Consider the following 15,770-nt stretch of genomic DNA (forward strand, 5'->3'; position numbering starts at 1 on the left):
CGATGGCCAATCCATGGGCAGGCGAGGTGGCGCTGACTATCGATGGGAAACGGCGTCTGTTGAAGCTCACGTTGGGCGCCTTGGCAGAGCTGGAGCAGGAGCTGGAAAGCGGGTCTCTGGTCGATCTGGTGCAACGGTTCGAAGGTTCCCGGTTTTCCAGCCGTGATGTTCTGGCGCTGGTCGTGGCCGGTCTGCGTGGCGGCGGGGCCGAGGTGGCGCGGTCCGATCTGATGCAGGCAGAGATTGATGGTGGCCCAATGGCTGCGGCACGGGCGGCGGCAGAACTGCTGGCGCGGGCCTTTATGCTGCCCGATTCCAAGTGAACCGCTTTGACTGGCCAGCCCTGATACGCGCGGGGCTTCAGGGGCTACGGCTGCGGCCCGAACAATTCTGGGAACTGACCCCGGTTGAGTTGCAGATGATGCTTGGACAGGCGGCCGGGCACGCACCGATGGGGCGGACCGGTCTGGACGCACTGCTGGCTGCTTATCCGGACGAGAAACAAATGGAGCGTGACGATGGAGCATGACGGAATATCCCAACTGGAGCAGCAGAGCGAGGCGCTCGAGGATTCGCTGGGCGATGCTGCCGTGATGGCCGCCGGGTTCGACAACGAATTGCGGCGGGTCCGCGAGTCGCTGGCGGCGACGGGCAAGGATGTGGTGACGTTGGAACGCGGCCTTTCAAAGGGGCTCAGGCGCGCCTTTGACGGCGTGGTCTTCGACGGCATGAAACTGTCCGACGCGCTGGAAACCATGGGCCGGTCAATGATCCAGACCACGTATTCGGCAGCAATCAAACCGGTCACGAACCATTTCGGTGGTTTGCTTGCCCAAGGTGTAGGTGGGCTGGTCGAGGGGATTTTGCCTTTTGCCAAGGGTGGCAGCTTCAGCCAGGGCCGGGTCATGCCTTTTGCCAATGGTGGCGTGGTGTCGGGACCTGTGGCGTTCCCCATGCGCGGGGGAACCGGATTGATGGGCGAAGCCGGGCCAGAGGCGATCATGCCGCTGACGCGTGGACCGGATGGCAAGCTAGGAGTGCGCAGCGCCGGGAGCGGACGGTCGGTGACCGTGGTGATGAACGTATCGACGCCGGATGTGCAGGGCTTCCAGCGCAGTCGGGGACAGGTCGCCGCTCAGCTGAACAGGGCACTGGGTGCCGGAAACCGCAATCGTTGAACGAGGGGACAGCATGAACTTTCACGAGGTGAGATTCCCGGCCAATCTGAGCTTCGGTTCGGTCGGGGGGCCAGAAAGGCGCACGGACGTAGTGACGCTGGCCAATGGGTTCGAGGAACGCAACACGCCATGGGCGCATTCACGTCGGCGCTACGACGCCGGGCTGGGTATGCGTTCGCTCGACGATGTCGAAACTCTTATCGCTTTCTTCGAAGCGCGGCGCGGGCAGATGTATGGGTTTCGTTGGAAAGACTGGTCAGACTACAAGTCTGGCCGGGCGACGGCTGAACCGGCGTTTGAGGATCAGATTATTGGCGTAGGCGACGGAAAAAAAACAATTTTCCAAATCTCAAAAACGTATCGATCGGGTGAATTCTCCTATCAGCGGGAGATAACCAAACCCGTTCAGGGCACTGTGCGGATTGGCATCGAACAGGATCAGTTGCGGGAGGCGGTCGACTACCAGGTCGATCATGGAACCGGGGTGGTCACCTTCGAACAGGCTCCGGCAGACGCGATGTCGGTGTCGGCCGGGTTCGAGTTCGATGTGCCGGTTCGCTTCGATACCGATCGGATTCAAACCAGCGTTGCCAGCTTCCAGGCAGGAGATGTTCCCAATGTGCCGGTGGTGGAGGTGCGGGTCTGATGCATGGAATGACACAGGACTTTCGAACACATCTGAAAACCGGGCTGACCACGCTGTGCCGCTGCTGGGCAATTAAGCGCCGTGATGGCAAGCTGTATGGTTTCACCGATCACGATCGGTCTCTGGAGTTCGATGGAATTGTATTCAAAGCGGAGTCCGGATTGTCGGCAACCGCGCTGCAACAAGGCACGGGACTGTCCGTGGACAATACCGAGGCTATTGGTGCCCTTTGCGATGCTGCAATCCGGGATGCAGATATCGAAGCCGGTCGCTTTGACGACGCCGATGTTCAGGCCTGGCTTGTTAACTGGGCGGACCCGGATGTTCGATGGCTGCAGTTTCGAGGGACGATCGGTGAGATCCGCAGAGCCGACGGTGCATTTCATGCCGAGCTCAGGGGACTGACGGCTGCTCTGAACCAGCCTCTTGGTCGTATTTACCAGAAACCTTGTACGGCGGTTTTGGGCGATGCGCGATGCGGGTTCGATGTGGAAACACCCGGGTATTCTACGGTTCTATCACTTGCTGGACAGGAGGAGAATCGTATCTTTCGCTGGGCTTCGATTGATGGCTTCGAACCGGGTTTGTTCATCCGCGGCGTTCTGAAAGTGCAGAGCGGAGACGCAGCCGGGCTCTGGGGTCTGATTAAGCATGATCGGCAAGTGGACAGAAAACGCGTTATCGAGCTTTGGGAACCGATCCGAGGGGAGATACAGCCGGGTGATACTGTGCGGCTGGAGGCCGGTTGCGACAAGCGAATGGAAACCTGCGCACTGAAGTTTGGCAATATACTGAACTTTAGCGGCTTTCCGGATCTTCCCGAGGAAGATTGGGTCGTGGCCGTCCCCAAGACGTCACAGGCGAATCCGGGTGGAAGTCGCCGGTGATGGCGACGCGAATGGAAGTCGTACAAGCGGCGCGGCGCTGGATCGGTACGCCATATCGGCATCAAGCTGCCTGTCGTGACGCCGGAACCGATTGCCTTGGCCTTGTTCGGGGTCTCTGGCGGGAGCTGTACGGACGGGAACCGGAGAAAGTCCCGGCCTATTCCATGGATTGGTCGGAGCCGCAGGGTGAAGAACGTTTGTGGCAGGCGGCCGGTCGGCACCTAAAGCAGTTGCCTGATGGTCCATGCCGGGCCGGCGAGGTCATTCTGTTTCGGATGAGATCGTGTGGGGTGGCGAAACACTTGGGTGTTGTCAGCATAAGCGAGCCTGACGGCCGTTTCATCCATGCCTATTCAGGTCATGGGGTTGTTGAAAGCCCTCTCAGCGGGCCTTGGCGGCGCCGAATTGTGGCGCGGTTCGAATTTCCTTTGGAGGTGTAGAAATGGCAACGATTTTGCTATCAGCGGCCGGTGCGTCGCTGGGCGGAGCTGCAGGTGGCACACTTGCGGGGCTATCGACCGTCGCGGTTGGGAGGGCTGTCGGGGCGACACTGGGCCGTGTCATCGACGAACGCCTTTTGGGGAATGGCTCGGACGCGGTGGAAACCGGGCGTGTGGACAGGTTTCGCCTGACCCAGAGTGGTGAGGGGATGCCAATCGCTCAGGTTTTCGGGCGGATGCGCGTCGGGGGGCAGGTCATCTGGGCGACCGAGTTTCAAGAGAGCGTTGCAACAAGTGGAGGGGGGAAAGGGGCGCCGCGCCAGCCGAAAATAACTCAATACAGTTACACGGTTTCGCTTGCGATTGCCGTTTGCGAGGGTGAGGTCGCGTCGGTCGGTCGGGTTTGGGCTGACGGAGAAGAAATCTCTCCTGATGACCTGAACATGAGGGTTTACACCGGAGCTATGGATCAGATGCCAGACCCTCTGATCGAGGCGGTTGAGGGCGAGGGGCAAGTACCCGCATATCGTGGCACGGCATATGTGGTGTTGGAGAACCTTCCGCTGGAGCAATTTGGAAACCGGATTCCGCAGTTTTCATTCGAAGTTGTGCGCCATGAACAGCCAGATGCTCCGAGCTTTGCCGATTCAGTCCCTGAACTTGTACGTGGGGTTGCGATGGTCCCGGGCACCGGAGAATACAGTCTTGCGACGACCCCGGTGTATTACTCGGATGGACCGGGCAGTTCCTGGCCTGCGAACGTGAATTCTCCCTCTGGCCGAACGGATTTCGAAGCTTCGTTCGGGTCGTTGCTGGATGAGTTGCCACAATGCCGAAGCGCCTCGCTTGTCGTGTCCTGGTTCGGGGGCGACTTGAGGTGCGGTGAATGTGAGTTGCGACCCAAAGTGGAACGGCGCCATGTAGAAGGCCAGAACATGCCGTGGTCTGTGTCTGGGGTGCACCGCCAAGCCGCAATCGAAATCGAGATGCAGGATGGTCGGCCGATCTACGGCGGAACCCCGTCTGACCGATCGGTGGTAGAAGCCATCCGGCACATGCGCGAGGCCGGCCAGGAGGTCATGTTTTATCCGTTTATACTGATGGACCAACAGCAGGGAAACGGCTTGCCCGACCCATGGACCGGGGCTAAGGAACAACCGGCTCTGCCATGGCGGGGCCGGATCACTTTGTCGGTCGCGCCCGGGCGCGATGGCACTCAGGACAGAACGGTCGCGGCAGATGCGCAGGTGAAATCGTTCTTCGGGACTGCGCGTGCGGCGGACTTTGCGATCGGCGACGGTGTCGTGACTTACACCGGCCCTGACGAATGGAGCCTGCGACGGTTCATTCTGCACTATGCGGCGTTGTGTGCGTGTGCGGGGGGAGTCGAGTCCTTTTGCATCGGATCCGAGATGCGCAGCCTCACACAGATCCGGGGCGCTAACGGATTTGCCGCGGTTGAAGAGCTACGTTCTTTGGCGGCGGAAGCGCGGTCTCTGCTAGGGGCAGAGACAAGGATCGGTTATGCCGCTGATTGGTCGGAGTATTTCGGGTATCAACCACAGGATGGCAGTGGTGATCGTTATTTCCATCTCGACCCGCTTTGGGCGGACGATAACATCGATTTCGTGGGAATCGACAACTACATGCCATTATCCGACTGGAGGGAGGGCGAGGACCACCTTGACGCAACCACCGAGTGCACTGGGGTTCATGATCTTGGGTATCTTCGATCCAACATTGAGGGCGGTGAAGGATATGACTGGTATTACCATTCGCCCGAGGCAGAAGCTGCTCAAATTCGAACCCCGATCACTGATGACGTGCATGGTGAGCCGTGGGTCTGGCGCTATAAGGATGTTCGCAACTGGTGGGCAAAGCCGCATCATGAGCGGATAGGGGGCGTTCGACAGCAGGGGCCAACGGCTTGGGACCCAATGTCGAAACCGATCCGTTTCACGGAACTAGGTTGTGCCGCGATCGACAAGGGCACAAACCAGCCCAACAAGTTTCTTGACCCAAAATCTTCGGAATCGCAATTGCCGCGGTTCTCGAATGGTCAACGCGATGACCTTATTCAGTTGCAGTACCTGTCAGCGGTTTTGGGATACTGGCGGAAGCCCGGGATCAATCCTGTTTCCGAAGTCTATGGCGGGCAGATGATTGACCTGGACCACATGTATGTCTGGGCTTGGGATACCCGGCCCTTTCCATTCTTTCCAAACAATCGCGATCAGTGGATGGATGGCCGCAACTATGGCAGAGGTCATTGGCTGAACGGTCGTTCAGGAACGCGCAGTCTGGCCTCGGTGGTTGAGGAGATCTGCCGTCGTTCCGGTGTCCCGCAAGTGGACGTCTCGGGGTTGCGTGGCGTGGTTCGTGGCTATGTGATCGATCAGGTGTCGGATGCGCGGACAGCCTTGCAGCCCTTGATGCTGCGCCATGGATTTGATGTTGTCGAGCGGGGAGGCATTCTCAGATGCGTCATGCGGACGGGACTGGGAGCATTTCAATTGCCGAAAGGCGCATTGGTGGATGCCTCGGAGAACGGCGCTCGTCTGGAGCGTTCCCGCGAGGCGGAAACGGAGATGGCTGGGCGTGTACGGCTGCGTTTCGTTCAGGCCGAGGCCGACTTTGACATCGTGGCCGAAGAAGCAGTCTTGCCCGATGACGAAACCCACTCTGTTTCCTCCAGCGAGGTTGCCATGGTGCTGACCCGGGGTGAGGGGCGGCAAGTGGTTGAACGCTGGTTGACCGAAGCACGGGTTTCGCGGGAAACGATGCGGTTCGCTCTGCCGCCGTCTCTGATGGAGATCGGTTCAGGGGACGTGGTTCGATTGCCAAAGGACCAAGGGGGAGGGGTTTTCCGGGTTGATCGGGTTGAGCAGACGGACATGCAGGTTGTCGAGGCGGTCCGGATCGAGCCGGAGGTGTATAGGCCGTCTGAGATTTCAGAGGATTTGCCTTCTGCAACGCGGTTCTCTGCGCCTGTTCCGGTATTGCCCCTGTTTCTCGATCTTCCGCTAGTGAGCGGTGAGGAGGTGCCGCATGCGCCACACTTGGCGGTTGCAGCAAAACCATGGCCGGGAACTGTCGCGGTTTATGCCTCTGACACGGACGAAAACTATGCGCTGGACAGGTTGCTGGCTGCGCGATCGACGATCGGTGTGTCCGAAACGCCGCTGGGCGCGGCTTCTGCTGGGCTATGGGACGAGGCGGATGCCCTGCAGGTTCGTCTTATTTGTGGGACGTTGGAAAGTCGCCCGGCAGGGTCGGTTCTCAACGGTGCAAATCTTGCTGCGATCGGTGATGGAAGCAGTGGAAACTGGGAAGTTTTTCAGTTTCGGAATGCGGAACTGATCGGGTCTGACACTTACCTGATCTCTGGCCGATTGCGAGGGCAGCTCGGAAGCGATGCCCTGATGCCGGAGATATGGCCAGCGGGGTCGTGGTTCGTGTTGCTGGACGGATCTCCGGCTCAGGTCGCGTTGTCGAGTTCCCAGCGCAGAGTTACCAGAAATTTTCGGATTGGCCCGGCCCGCAGAGGCTATGACGATCCCTCCTATGTTCACAAAGTGGAAGCTTTTGACGGGAACGGACTACGCCCGTATTCCCCCGTGCATCTATCAGGCACGCAAATTTCCGGTGGGGATTGGCTCTATTCTTGGATTCGTCGCACCCGGATCGATGGAGACAGTTGGGACACGCCCGAAGTGCCTGTTGCCGAAGAGCAGGAGGCCTATCTTGTCCGGGTTATGGCAGGTTCTGCGGTCTTGCGTGAGGCAACCGTCGAAAAGCCGCAATGGACCCATGCCGGACCAGACGTCGCGGCTGATTTGTCGGCTGGGGCGGATCGTATCGAGATCGCTCAGATTTCGGCCAGGTTTGGTCCGGGGTTGCCGGCCAGCCTGAACTTGTCGGCCTGACAAATGAGACCTGTTCTACACGGAGACGTCAGCAGTGCGGCGCGGGCGCTGCTGCCAGTTCAGCCCGAGCTGCGCGCAAGGCTTTGCCGGAAACTGATCCGGGAGGCAGAAATGGCGGACGAGTTTGTCTTGAAATATGGGAAGTTGCATCCGGTTTTTGGGAACGGATCGCTCATGGCAAGTGCAAGAAAACGCCAATTGGTGCCGGAACCGGATTTCGACAATTCTGACTACTGCGAGTGTTTTGTCGTGGTTTTGAACGAGTTGCTGGCGCTGCGCTCTCTGGAGGACGGTTCTGTGGAACTGATGTGAGGCAATGTGTTCTGCCCGGCGATCTTGCCATTGCGTCTGGAGAAATGTGGTCTAAATGAGTATCCTGTGCTCAGGAAAGGATCCAGAAGCCATGGCTGACACCAAGATCAACATTGCCGAAATTGACCCCGTTTGGGATCGGATTCGTCGCGAGGCGGAAGAGGCAGTTCGGAAAGAACCCCTTATGGGGGGGTTGGTGCACGCCTGTATCCTGCATCACAAGAGCATAGAAAAGGCGCTGTCTTATCGGATCTCAGCCAAGCTGGCTTCGAACGAGATGTCGATGGTCATTTTGCGCGAGATCGCGGAAGAGGCTTACAGGGATGACCCAAGCCTGATTGACGCCGCGCGTGCCGATTTGGTGGCCGTTCACGAGAGAGATCCGGCGTGCCACCGGCTGCTGCAACCGATCCTGTATTTCAAAGGCTACCAGGCCGTTCAGGCGTACCGCGTAGGTCACTGGTTGTGGAAGCGTGGCCAGCGCGATCTGGCCTATTTCTTCCAGATGCGGATTTCGGAGATCTTCGGGATTGATATTCATCCGGCTGCTCGTGTCGGTAAGGGGATCATGATTGATCACGCTCATTCCATTGTGATTGGTGAAACGGCAGTGGTCGGTGACAATGTATCGATGCTGCATTCTGTGACCTTGGGCGGGACCGGCAAGGAAGAACAGGATCGCCATCCCAAGATTGCAAACGGTGTATTGATCGGAGCAGGTGCCAAGGTTCTGGGCAACATCAAGGTGGGAGAGTGCAGCCGCATTGCAGCCGGTTCCGTTGTTCTAGCGGAAGTTCCACCATGTAAAACAGTCGCCGGAGTTCCGGCTCGTGTCGTCGGGGAAGCCGGATGCGACCAACCCGCCGTCAGCATGGAACAGGGCCTGCCGGATATCCAGTAACGTCAGCCCCGGCCCGGCGATTGCGTGCTCGGGATGACTACGAAATCAGAAAAGGCCGGAGAGTGTCTCCGGCCCTTTTTTTGGTTTTTTGAATGTCTCGGGGTATTAGGCCAGCATTGCAATCGGGTTTTCCAGGTTTTCGACGATGGCTTGCAACAAGTTGGCTCCGAGCGCCCCGTCGATCACCCTGTGGTCAACTGACATAGTAACCGACATAACGGTTGCAACGGACAGCTCGCCGTCATCTCCTACGACCGGTTTTCGGACCCCGGCACCGACCGCCAGAATACCTGCGTGTGGAGGGTTCACGATGGCGTCGAAATTGTCGATGCCGAACATCCCCAGATTGGAAATGGCAAAGCTGCCGCCTTGATATTCGTGCGGTGCAAGCTTGCGATCGCGGGCGCGAGAGGCGAGATCCTTCATCTCGATGGAAAGCTTTGAGAGGGATTTGCTGTCGGCATCCTGAAGTACCGGAGTGAACAATCCCCCTTCGATAGCAACCGCGACGGCTACGTCGGATGCTTCAAGCTGGAGCATCCTGTCGCCTGCCCAAACGGCATTGCAGGCAGGAACCTGCTGCAAGGCCAGGGCCACGGCCTTGATGATGAAGTCATTGACGCTGAGCTTCACGCCGCGAGTTTCAAGTTGTTTGTTCAGCTGAGACCGGAATTTCAACAATGCGTCCAGTTTGATATCGCGGCGCAGGTAAAAATGCGGAATGGTCTGTTTGGCCTCGGACAGGCGGGCCGCGATTGTTTTTCGCATCCCATCCAGTGCGATCTCTTCGAAGGCACGGCCTTCGTACATGCGGGCCACTGCGTCCGCCGATGGGCCAGCAGCGGGCGCTGCTGCCCGAGCAGCGGGAGCCGATGCGGGGTGTCCGGCTGGGGCAGGAGCGGCGGTGGTGGCCGCCGGCGCTCCCTCGAGATCCGCCTTGACGATCCGCCCATGCGGACCGGACCCGGTAATCCCTGCCAGATCAATGCCCTGCTGGGCCGCGATGCGTCGGGCGAGGGGTGATGCAAAGATACGCCCCCCGTCTGGCGATTTACCGGCAGATGGGGCCGGTTGCACAGAGGCCGGTTGCGGAGATGCAGCAGCGGCCGGGGCGGCCACAGGTTCCGGAGCGGTGGATTTTGACGTGTCCGCGGGCGCGGTGATATCATCGGCGCTTTCACCGTCGTCCAGCAGCACTGCAATCGGCGTGTTCACTTTAACCGCCTCGGTTCCCTCGGCCACCAGAAGTTTGCCGACCACGCCTTCGTCAACGGCTTCGAACTCCATGGTGGCCTTGTCGGTCTCGATCTCCGCCAGCAGATCGCCGGAGGATACGGTATCGCCTTCTTTCACAAGCCATTTTGCCAGCGTTCCTTCCTCCATCGTCGGAGAGAGGGCAGGCATCAGGATTTCGGTGGGCATGTCAGCGCTCCTCAATCAGAGTGATTTCGTCGAACGGCGCCTTGGGGCGCCCTGTGCCGCGGACGAGTTTTTTGATTGCGGCTTCGATTCTTCTTTTGTTTTCAGCCATCCAGACATAGGCGGTCTGATGTGATGGCCGCGATCCGATCAGGCGAAGATCCTGCGCCAGACGTTCCGGCACAAGTGCCATGACCTCCGCTCCATCAATGGTCATGGTCACGCGGTAACTCTCCGTTTCGGGATCGCGGCCCCTGATTTCCATGGTGTCCTACCGGTATGTCACTTGCCGGACCGCCGCGATGACCTCTTCGGTGGTCACCAGCGCCAGTTTCTCGAGATTGGCTGCATATGGCATCGGAACATCCTTGCCTGTGCAGTTGATCACAGGGGCGTCAAGGTAATCGAATGCCTCCTGCATCACCACGGACGAGATGTAGCTCCCGACCGAACCTTGCGGCCAGCCTTCTTCCACCGTCACAATGCGATTGGTCTTTTTCACCGAGTTGAGAATGGCTGCCGTGTCCATCGGGCGGATTGTGCGCAGATCGATAACTTCGGCCGAAATGCCGTCTTCGGCCAGTTTGTCCGCCGCCTCGAGCGCATATTGCATGCCAATGCCAAAGCTGACGATGGTGACGTCAGTGCCCTCGCGCCAGATCCGCGCCTTACCCAGTGGCACCACGAGGTCATCCACAACCGGGATGTCGAATGACCGGCCATACAGGATCTCGTTTTCCAGAAAGACCACCGGGTTGGGGTCGCGGATCGCGGCCTTGAGCAGACCCTTGGCGTCAGCGGCGGAATAGGGCATCGCCACCTTGAGGCCGGGAACCTGCATGAACCATGCGGCGAAATCCTGACTGTGTTGCGCGGCAACGCGCGCGGCCGCACCATTTGGGCCGCGGAAGACGATCGGGCAACCCATCTGGCCGCCCGACATGTAAAGCGTCTTGGCCGCCGAATTGACGATTTGGTCCATCGCTTGCATGGCGAAGTTAAAGGTCATGAACTCGACGATCGGCTTGAGACCGCCGAAGGCGGCGCCAACAGCGACACCGGCAAAACCGTGCTCGGTGATTGGTGTGTCGATCACCCGTTTGGCACCGAACTCATCCAGCATACCCTGACTGATCTTGTAGGCGCCTTGATACTCGGCGACCTCCTCGCCCATCAGGAAAACATCCTCGTCCGAGCGCATCTCTTCGACCATGGCATCGCGCAGAGCTTCGCGCACCGTTGTCTGTTTCATCTGCGCGTCGGCAGGCCAGTCCGGAGAGAGATCGGCGACCGGCGCCTCGGGCGCGGCGGTCGAAATCGGTGACGGGGCAGGGGCCTCGGCTGTCGGTGTCTCGGGTGCAGGGGCAAGCGCGACCGCATCCCCGACCTCTTCGCCGTCCTCGACAAAAATGGCGATGGGTGTGTTGACCTTCACCGCTTCGGTGCCCTCCTGAACAAGGATCCGGCCAACGGTTCCCTCGTCCACGGCTTCGAACTCCATCGTGGCCTTGTCGGTTTCGATCTCGGCGATGATGTCACCGGACGCAACGGTGTCGCCCTCCTTGACCAACCACTTGGCCAAGGTGCCTTCCTCCATCGTCGGGCTGAGGGCGGGCATGAGAATTTCTGTTGCCATATCAATGTTCTCCTGCGGCAGGCGTAATCAGCCCGACGATGTTGCCGTGACCGTCCTCGACATAGGCGCAGCGGCCAATTCCGGGATAGTCTGTCGGCGGCAGAGCTTCGGCGCCACCATTTTCCAGTGCCCAGGCATAAGAGGCATCGCAGTCTTCGACCTCGAAGGTCATCGTTCCACCCCGCACCGGTGAGCCGGGATCCGGGGCCGAACCCAGGCGGCGCATCATCCCGCCCGTCAGCGGAGAGTCCTGACCGATCTGATTGCCTTCGATCAGGTTGTATTCGACATCCTCACCACCGGGCATGGGTTCAAAACGCCAGCCCAGCAATCCGGCGTAGAACTGTCTGGCTTCAGCCGGGTTCGATACATGAATTTCGAAATGGGGCATCACGACACCTCGGCGTAGATGTCGGTCCAGAGCTCTTCGACGGCAGGCTCGGGGCTTTCCTTGGCAAAGTCGGCAGCCTTGCTGACAATCCCCTTGATCTCCTTGTCGATCGCCTTGAGATCGTCCTCGCTGGCATGTTTGCCTGACAGCAGAAGGTCGCGCACATGTTCGATCGGGTCGCTGGTTTCGCGGACCTTCTTCACCTCTTCTCGGGTCCGGTACTTGGCCGGATCCGACATCGAATGCCCACGATAGCGATAGGTTTTCACTTCGAGGATGTATGGCCCCTTGCCGGACCGGCAGTGCGCGATGGCCTTCTGGCCTGCTTCCCTGACGGCCAAAACGTCCATGCCGTTGACGATCTCGCCGGGAATGCCAAAGGCTTCGCCGCGATGATAGATATCCTTGGTCGAGGTCGAACGCTGCTGCGCGGTGCCCATGGCGTACTGATTGTTCTCGATGACGAACACCACTGGCAGTTGCCAGAGCGCGGCCATGTTGAAGGTTTCATAGACCTGCCCCTGATTGGCCGCGCCATCTCCAAAGTAGGTAAAAGTGACACGGCCATTGCCCTTGTATTTGTCGGCAAAGGCAAGCCCGGCTCCGATCGGCACCTGCGCCCCGACGATGCCGTGCCCGCCATAGAAGTGCTTCTCCTTCGAGAACATGTGCATCGAGCCGCCCTTACCCTTGGACAGCCCGCCGACACGGCCTGTCAGCTCGGCCATGACGCCGCCGGGATCCATGCCGCAGGCCAGCATGTGCCCGTGGTCCCGATAAGAGGTCAGCCGCTTGTCACCCTCCTCTGTGACGGATTCCAACCCGACGACAACGGCCTCCTGACCGATATACAAATGGCAGAAGCCACCGATCAGGCTCATGCCATAGAGCTGACCAGCCTTCTCCTCGAATCGCCGGATCAACAGCATCTCGCGGTAGTACGAGGTCAATTCCTCGGAGGAAACGTTTGATTTTTTTGTGGTTTTTCGCGTAGCCATGGCGGCACTCTCCCCTCGCGCCCAGATAGTTTAGCGTTAAACTATAAGTAGATCATATCGTCGCATGTGACGAGGGGGAATGTCACCCTGCCGGCAGACGCCACAGCGCGAAGAAAAAAGATGATTGTGCCGGATGTCAGCGGATGACGATTTCGTCCGATCGCAGCACCCCGAGGACAGCGCGAGCTTGCTGATCGAGAAGGTCGAGATCAAGGTAATCGTCTGACAGGCGGCGGGTGAGGTTTTCCATTTCACCGATCTGCGCGTTCAGCCGGTCAAGATCCCGTTCCAGAGCCTGCGCCTCGGCGGAGATCTCCACCCGGCGGAACAGACCGAAATCGCCCTGCACTGCGGCAAAGGTAAAATAGCTTGCCAGCGCAAATGCCACCGCAAAAAACATCAGGGGGCCAAATCTGAAACGGTTGGACCGGATCACGTCAAAAATACCTGCGCTTTGCCTGTCTGCTCTGTTCGTTCCCGCGTTCGTTCACGGGCTTTCCAAGCGTTATGACACAGGTGATTCGCCTTGTGAATCCCTCTTGAACACCCACATGGTCTTTTTTTGGTTTCCTGTGCTGCGGTGGAACGCAGCCAATGCGGAACCATCTTTGACGGGCCGGGACGGTCAGTCCCGGCTTCCGTTCAGAGCAGCCACCCCGGGCAGCGTCTTGCCTTCCATCCATTCCAGGAACGCGCCGCCGGCGGTTGAGATATAGGTGAAATCCTCGGCCGCGCCCGATGCGTTCAGGGCGGCAACCGTATCGCCGCCACCGGCCACCGAGATCAGCTTGCCCGCGCGCGTCAGTGCCGCTGCCTTCAGCGCGGCGGCGTTAGTGGCGGCGTCAAAGGGTTCCAGTTCGAACGCGCCCAGCGGACCGTTCCAGATAACGGTCTGGCTCTGTGCAAATATACCGGTGATGACGTCGACACTGTCCGGGCCGGCATCAAGGATCAGGCCATTCTCGGGGCATTGATCCGCAGGCAGCACCAGATGCGGTGCGTGGCTTTCGAATTTCTCCGCGACCACGATGTCAGTTGGCAGGATCACTTTGCAACCGGTGCTGTCGGCTTTGGCGAGGATTTCCGCGGCGGTGTCTTTCATGATCCGCTCGGCGAGCGATTTGCCCACGTGATGGCCCTGCGCCACCAGAAACGTGTTGGCCATGCCGCCACCGATCACGAGGTAATCCACCTTTTCAATCAGGTTCGACAGCAGTTCCAGCTTGGTCGATACCTTTGCACCGCCGACAACGGCCGTCACCGGGCGCTTTGGGGCGCCGAGCGCGGATTCCAGTGCCTCAAGTTCGGCCTGCATCAACCGTCCGGCACAAGAGGGCAGCAACCGTGCGATTGCCTCGGTCGAGCTGTGCGCCCGGTGCGCGGCCGAGAACGCATCGTTGCAGAACACATCGCCAAGTCGGGCCATGCCTGCCGCCAGTTCGGGATCGTTCTTGGTCTCAGCGGCATGAAAACGGGTGTTTTCCAGCAACAGAACCTCGCCCGGCTGCAATGACTCGGCGGCCAGTTCGGCAGCGGTTCCGACACAGTCGGCAGCAAACAGAACGCGGGTTTCAAAGGCGCGCTCCAGCGTCGGAACCAGCTTGTTCAGCGACAGGTTCTCGCGGCGTTCACCGCCCGGGCGACCGAAATGCGCCAGCAGGATCGGGCGGCCGCCAGCGGAAAGGATATCACGCACGGTCGGAGCGATGCGCCGGATCCGGGTGCTGTCGGTCACAACCCCGTCCACGACCGGAACGTTGATATCAACCCGCACCAGCACACGCTTGCCGTTCAGATCCATGTCATCGAGAGTTTTCCAGCCCATGTCCCGCATTCTCCTGCATCCAACTTTTCCCGCTTCTCTAACGGAAAGTGCGACCGGGTCAATGCCGCGACTTGTCCATTCTGTCCCGCGTGATTAGGTTCGCCGCAAGCGATATGACAGGAGGGCCCAAATGGCCGATATCAACGATCCCGAAAACACCATCATCGTCGAGTTGAAAGATGGCAATGTCGTCATCGAACTGCTGCCCGACGTGGCTCCGAAACATGCCGAGCGGATGAAGGAACTGGCCCGTGCCGGTGAGTATGACAACGTGGCCTTTCACCGGGTAATCGACGGTTTCATGGCACAGACCGGCGATGTCCAGCACGGCGACATGGAAGACGGGTTCAACATCCGTATGGCCGGCACAGGTGGCTCGTCGATGCCGAACCTGCCAGCCGAATTTTCCAAGCTGCCGCATGATCGTGGAACACTGGGCGCCGCGCGTTCGGCCAACCCGGATTCGGCCAATTCGCAGTTCTTCATCAACTTCAAGGACAACCATTTCCTCAATGGCCAGTACACGGTCTATGGTCGTGTGATCGAGGGTATGGAGCATGTGGATGCCATTACCCGTGGCGAGCCGCCTGCAAGCCCTGACCGGATGATCAGCGTAAAGGTGGCCTCCGATGCGTAAACTGGCAGCCCTTCTGGCGCTGGTTGCCAGCCCTGCACTTGCCACCGAGCTCACAATCGAGATCGAAGGCGAGGCGAACGGCACCGTCACCATCGATCTGTTCGAAGACGTGGCCCCGGGCCACGTCGAGCAGATCGCTGCTCTGGCTGCCGAAGGAAAATATGACGGGGTGGTCTTTCACCGCGTGATAGACGGCTTCATGGCGCAGACCGGCGACGTTCAGTTCGGCAAGATGGGCGGTGACATGAGCCGCGCGGGCATGGGCGGATCCGAGCGGCCTGACCTCACGGCCGAATTCTCGAAAGAGTCGTTCGACCGCGGCGTCGTGGGAATGGCCCGCGGCCCCAATCCCAACAGCGCCAATTCGCAGTTCTTCATTATGTTCGCTCCGGCACCGCACCTTAACGGTCAGTATACGATCGTCGGCAAAGTCACCGATGGGATGGACGTGGTCGATGCGATCAAACGGGGCACTGGCAACAATGGTTCGGTTGTCGGTCAGCCTGACATGATGAAATCTGTCACTGTCATCAAGTGACCTGAAAATCGGGCAGGGGGGCTGTGCTCCCCTGTC

18 protein-coding genes are annotated in these 15,770 nt (G+C 59.4%); 11 read left to right on the forward strand and 7 right to left on the reverse strand.

The genetic code is table 11. The features are described from left to right. Positions 1-2 precede the first annotated feature (2 nt). From ACP15U_RS12280 to cysE, 9 genes are all read left to right on the forward strand, one after another. A complete protein-coding gene (locus ACP15U_RS12280) occupies positions 3-323 on the forward strand; it encodes a gene transfer agent family protein (protein ID WP_425045434.1) in 321 nt (106 codons plus the stop codon). Next, positions 320-529 (forward strand): rcc01693 family protein, encoded by a 210-nt coding sequence (locus ACP15U_RS12285; RefSeq protein WP_425045435.1) that lies wholly within the window; start codon positions 320-322, stop codon positions 527-529. Before ACP15U_RS12280 ends, ACP15U_RS12285 begins: the two co-directional genes overlap by 4 nt. Next, a complete protein-coding gene (locus tag ACP15U_RS12290; RefSeq protein ID WP_425045436.1) occupies positions 519-1,178 on the forward strand; it encodes a phage tail tape measure protein in 660 nt (219 codons plus the stop codon). Before ACP15U_RS12285 ends, ACP15U_RS12290 begins: the two co-directional genes overlap by 11 nt. Positions 1,179-1,191: 13 nt before the next feature. Next, complete coding sequence (locus tag ACP15U_RS12295; protein WP_425045437.1) at positions 1,192-1,824, forward strand: phage distal tail protein, Rcc01695 family; 633 nt, start codon at positions 1,192-1,194, stop codon at positions 1,822-1,824. After that, positions 1,824-2,711 (forward strand): DUF2163 domain-containing protein, encoded by an 888-nt coding sequence (locus tag ACP15U_RS12300; RefSeq protein ID WP_425045438.1) that lies wholly within the window; start codon positions 1,824-1,826, stop codon positions 2,709-2,711. The genes ACP15U_RS12295 and ACP15U_RS12300 overlap by 1 nt, the downstream gene beginning before the upstream one ends. After that, positions 2,711-3,151, forward strand: coding sequence for an NlpC/P60 family protein (locus ACP15U_RS12305; protein ID WP_425045439.1), 441 nt, complete (start codon positions 2,711-2,713; stop codon positions 3,149-3,151). Before ACP15U_RS12300 ends, ACP15U_RS12305 begins: the two co-directional genes overlap by 1 nt. Positions 3,152-3,153: 2 nt before the next feature. After that, positions 3,154-7,077, forward strand: a complete 3,924-nt coding sequence (locus tag ACP15U_RS12310; RefSeq protein WP_425045440.1) for a baseplate multidomain protein megatron — start codon at positions 3,154-3,156, stop codon at positions 7,075-7,077. Between the two features lie 3 nt (positions 7,078-7,080). Continuing rightward, positions 7,081-7,389: a hypothetical protein gene (locus ACP15U_RS12315; protein WP_425045441.1), complete on the forward strand. Its 309-nt coding sequence runs from the start codon at positions 7,081-7,083 to the stop codon at positions 7,387-7,389. A 91-nt stretch (positions 7,390-7,480) separates the two neighbouring features. Beyond that, positions 7,481-8,290, forward strand: coding sequence for a serine O-acetyltransferase (gene cysE / locus ACP15U_RS12320; protein WP_425045442.1), 810 nt, complete (start codon positions 7,481-7,483; stop codon positions 8,288-8,290). 105 nt (positions 8,291-8,395) lie between these two features. Here cysE and ACP15U_RS12325 read toward each other — a convergent pair whose 3' ends face one another. The 7 genes from ACP15U_RS12325 to ACP15U_RS12355 form a co-directional block, all read right to left on the reverse strand. Next, complete coding sequence (locus tag ACP15U_RS12325) at positions 8,396-9,712, reverse strand: pyruvate dehydrogenase complex dihydrolipoamide acetyltransferase (RefSeq protein WP_425045443.1); 1,317 nt, start codon at positions 9,710-9,712, stop codon at positions 8,396-8,398. 1 nt (position 9,713) lies between these two features. Next, positions 9,714-9,974, reverse strand: coding sequence for a hypothetical protein (locus tag ACP15U_RS12330; protein ID WP_425045444.1), 261 nt, complete (start codon positions 9,972-9,974; stop codon positions 9,714-9,716). A gap of 6 nt (positions 9,975-9,980) precedes the next feature. Beyond that, complete coding sequence (locus ACP15U_RS12335; RefSeq protein WP_425045445.1) at positions 9,981-11,345, reverse strand: pyruvate dehydrogenase complex E1 component subunit beta; 1,365 nt, start codon at positions 11,343-11,345, stop codon at positions 9,981-9,983. Between the two features lies 1 nt (position 11,346). After that, complete coding sequence (locus ACP15U_RS12340; RefSeq protein ID WP_425045446.1) at positions 11,347-11,736, reverse strand: VOC family protein; 390 nt, start codon at positions 11,734-11,736, stop codon at positions 11,347-11,349. Further along, complete coding sequence (pdhA, locus tag ACP15U_RS12345; protein WP_425045447.1) at positions 11,736-12,734, reverse strand: pyruvate dehydrogenase (acetyl-transferring) E1 component subunit alpha; 999 nt, start codon at positions 12,732-12,734, stop codon at positions 11,736-11,738. Before pdhA ends, ACP15U_RS12340 begins: the two co-directional genes overlap by 1 nt. Positions 12,735-12,870: 136 nt before the next feature. Further along, positions 12,871-13,170 carry an FtsB family cell division protein gene (locus ACP15U_RS12350; RefSeq protein ID WP_425045448.1) on the reverse strand — a complete coding sequence of 100 codons (300 nt, stop codon included), beginning with the start codon at positions 13,168-13,170 and terminating at the stop codon, positions 12,871-12,873. Positions 13,171-13,359: 189 nt separating this feature from the next. Further along, entirely contained in the window at positions 13,360-14,559 is a 1,200-nt protein-coding gene (locus ACP15U_RS12355) for a phosphoglycerate kinase (protein WP_425045449.1), read from the reverse strand. 130 nt (positions 14,560-14,689) lie between these two features. On the opposite strand from ACP15U_RS12355, the gene ACP15U_RS12360 reads away from it, so the two are divergent. Next, positions 14,690-15,196 carry a peptidylprolyl isomerase gene (locus ACP15U_RS12360; RefSeq protein ID WP_425045450.1) on the forward strand — a complete coding sequence of 169 codons (507 nt, stop codon included), beginning with the start codon at positions 14,690-14,692 and terminating at the stop codon, positions 15,194-15,196. After that, the gene (locus ACP15U_RS12365; protein ID WP_425045451.1) at positions 15,189-15,734 is read left to right on the forward strand and encodes a peptidylprolyl isomerase; all 546 of its coding nucleotides are present in this window, start codon (positions 15,189-15,191) and stop codon (positions 15,732-15,734) included. The genes ACP15U_RS12360 and ACP15U_RS12365 overlap by 8 nt, the downstream gene beginning before the upstream one ends. The last annotated feature ends 36 nt before the right edge of the window (positions 15,735-15,770 follow it).

Origin of the sequence: Primorskyibacter sp. S87 (assembly GCF_049801055.1) — a bacterium.
In the GTDB taxonomy this organism is placed as follows: domain Bacteria; phylum Pseudomonadota; class Alphaproteobacteria; order Rhodobacterales; family Rhodobacteraceae; genus JBNAGF01.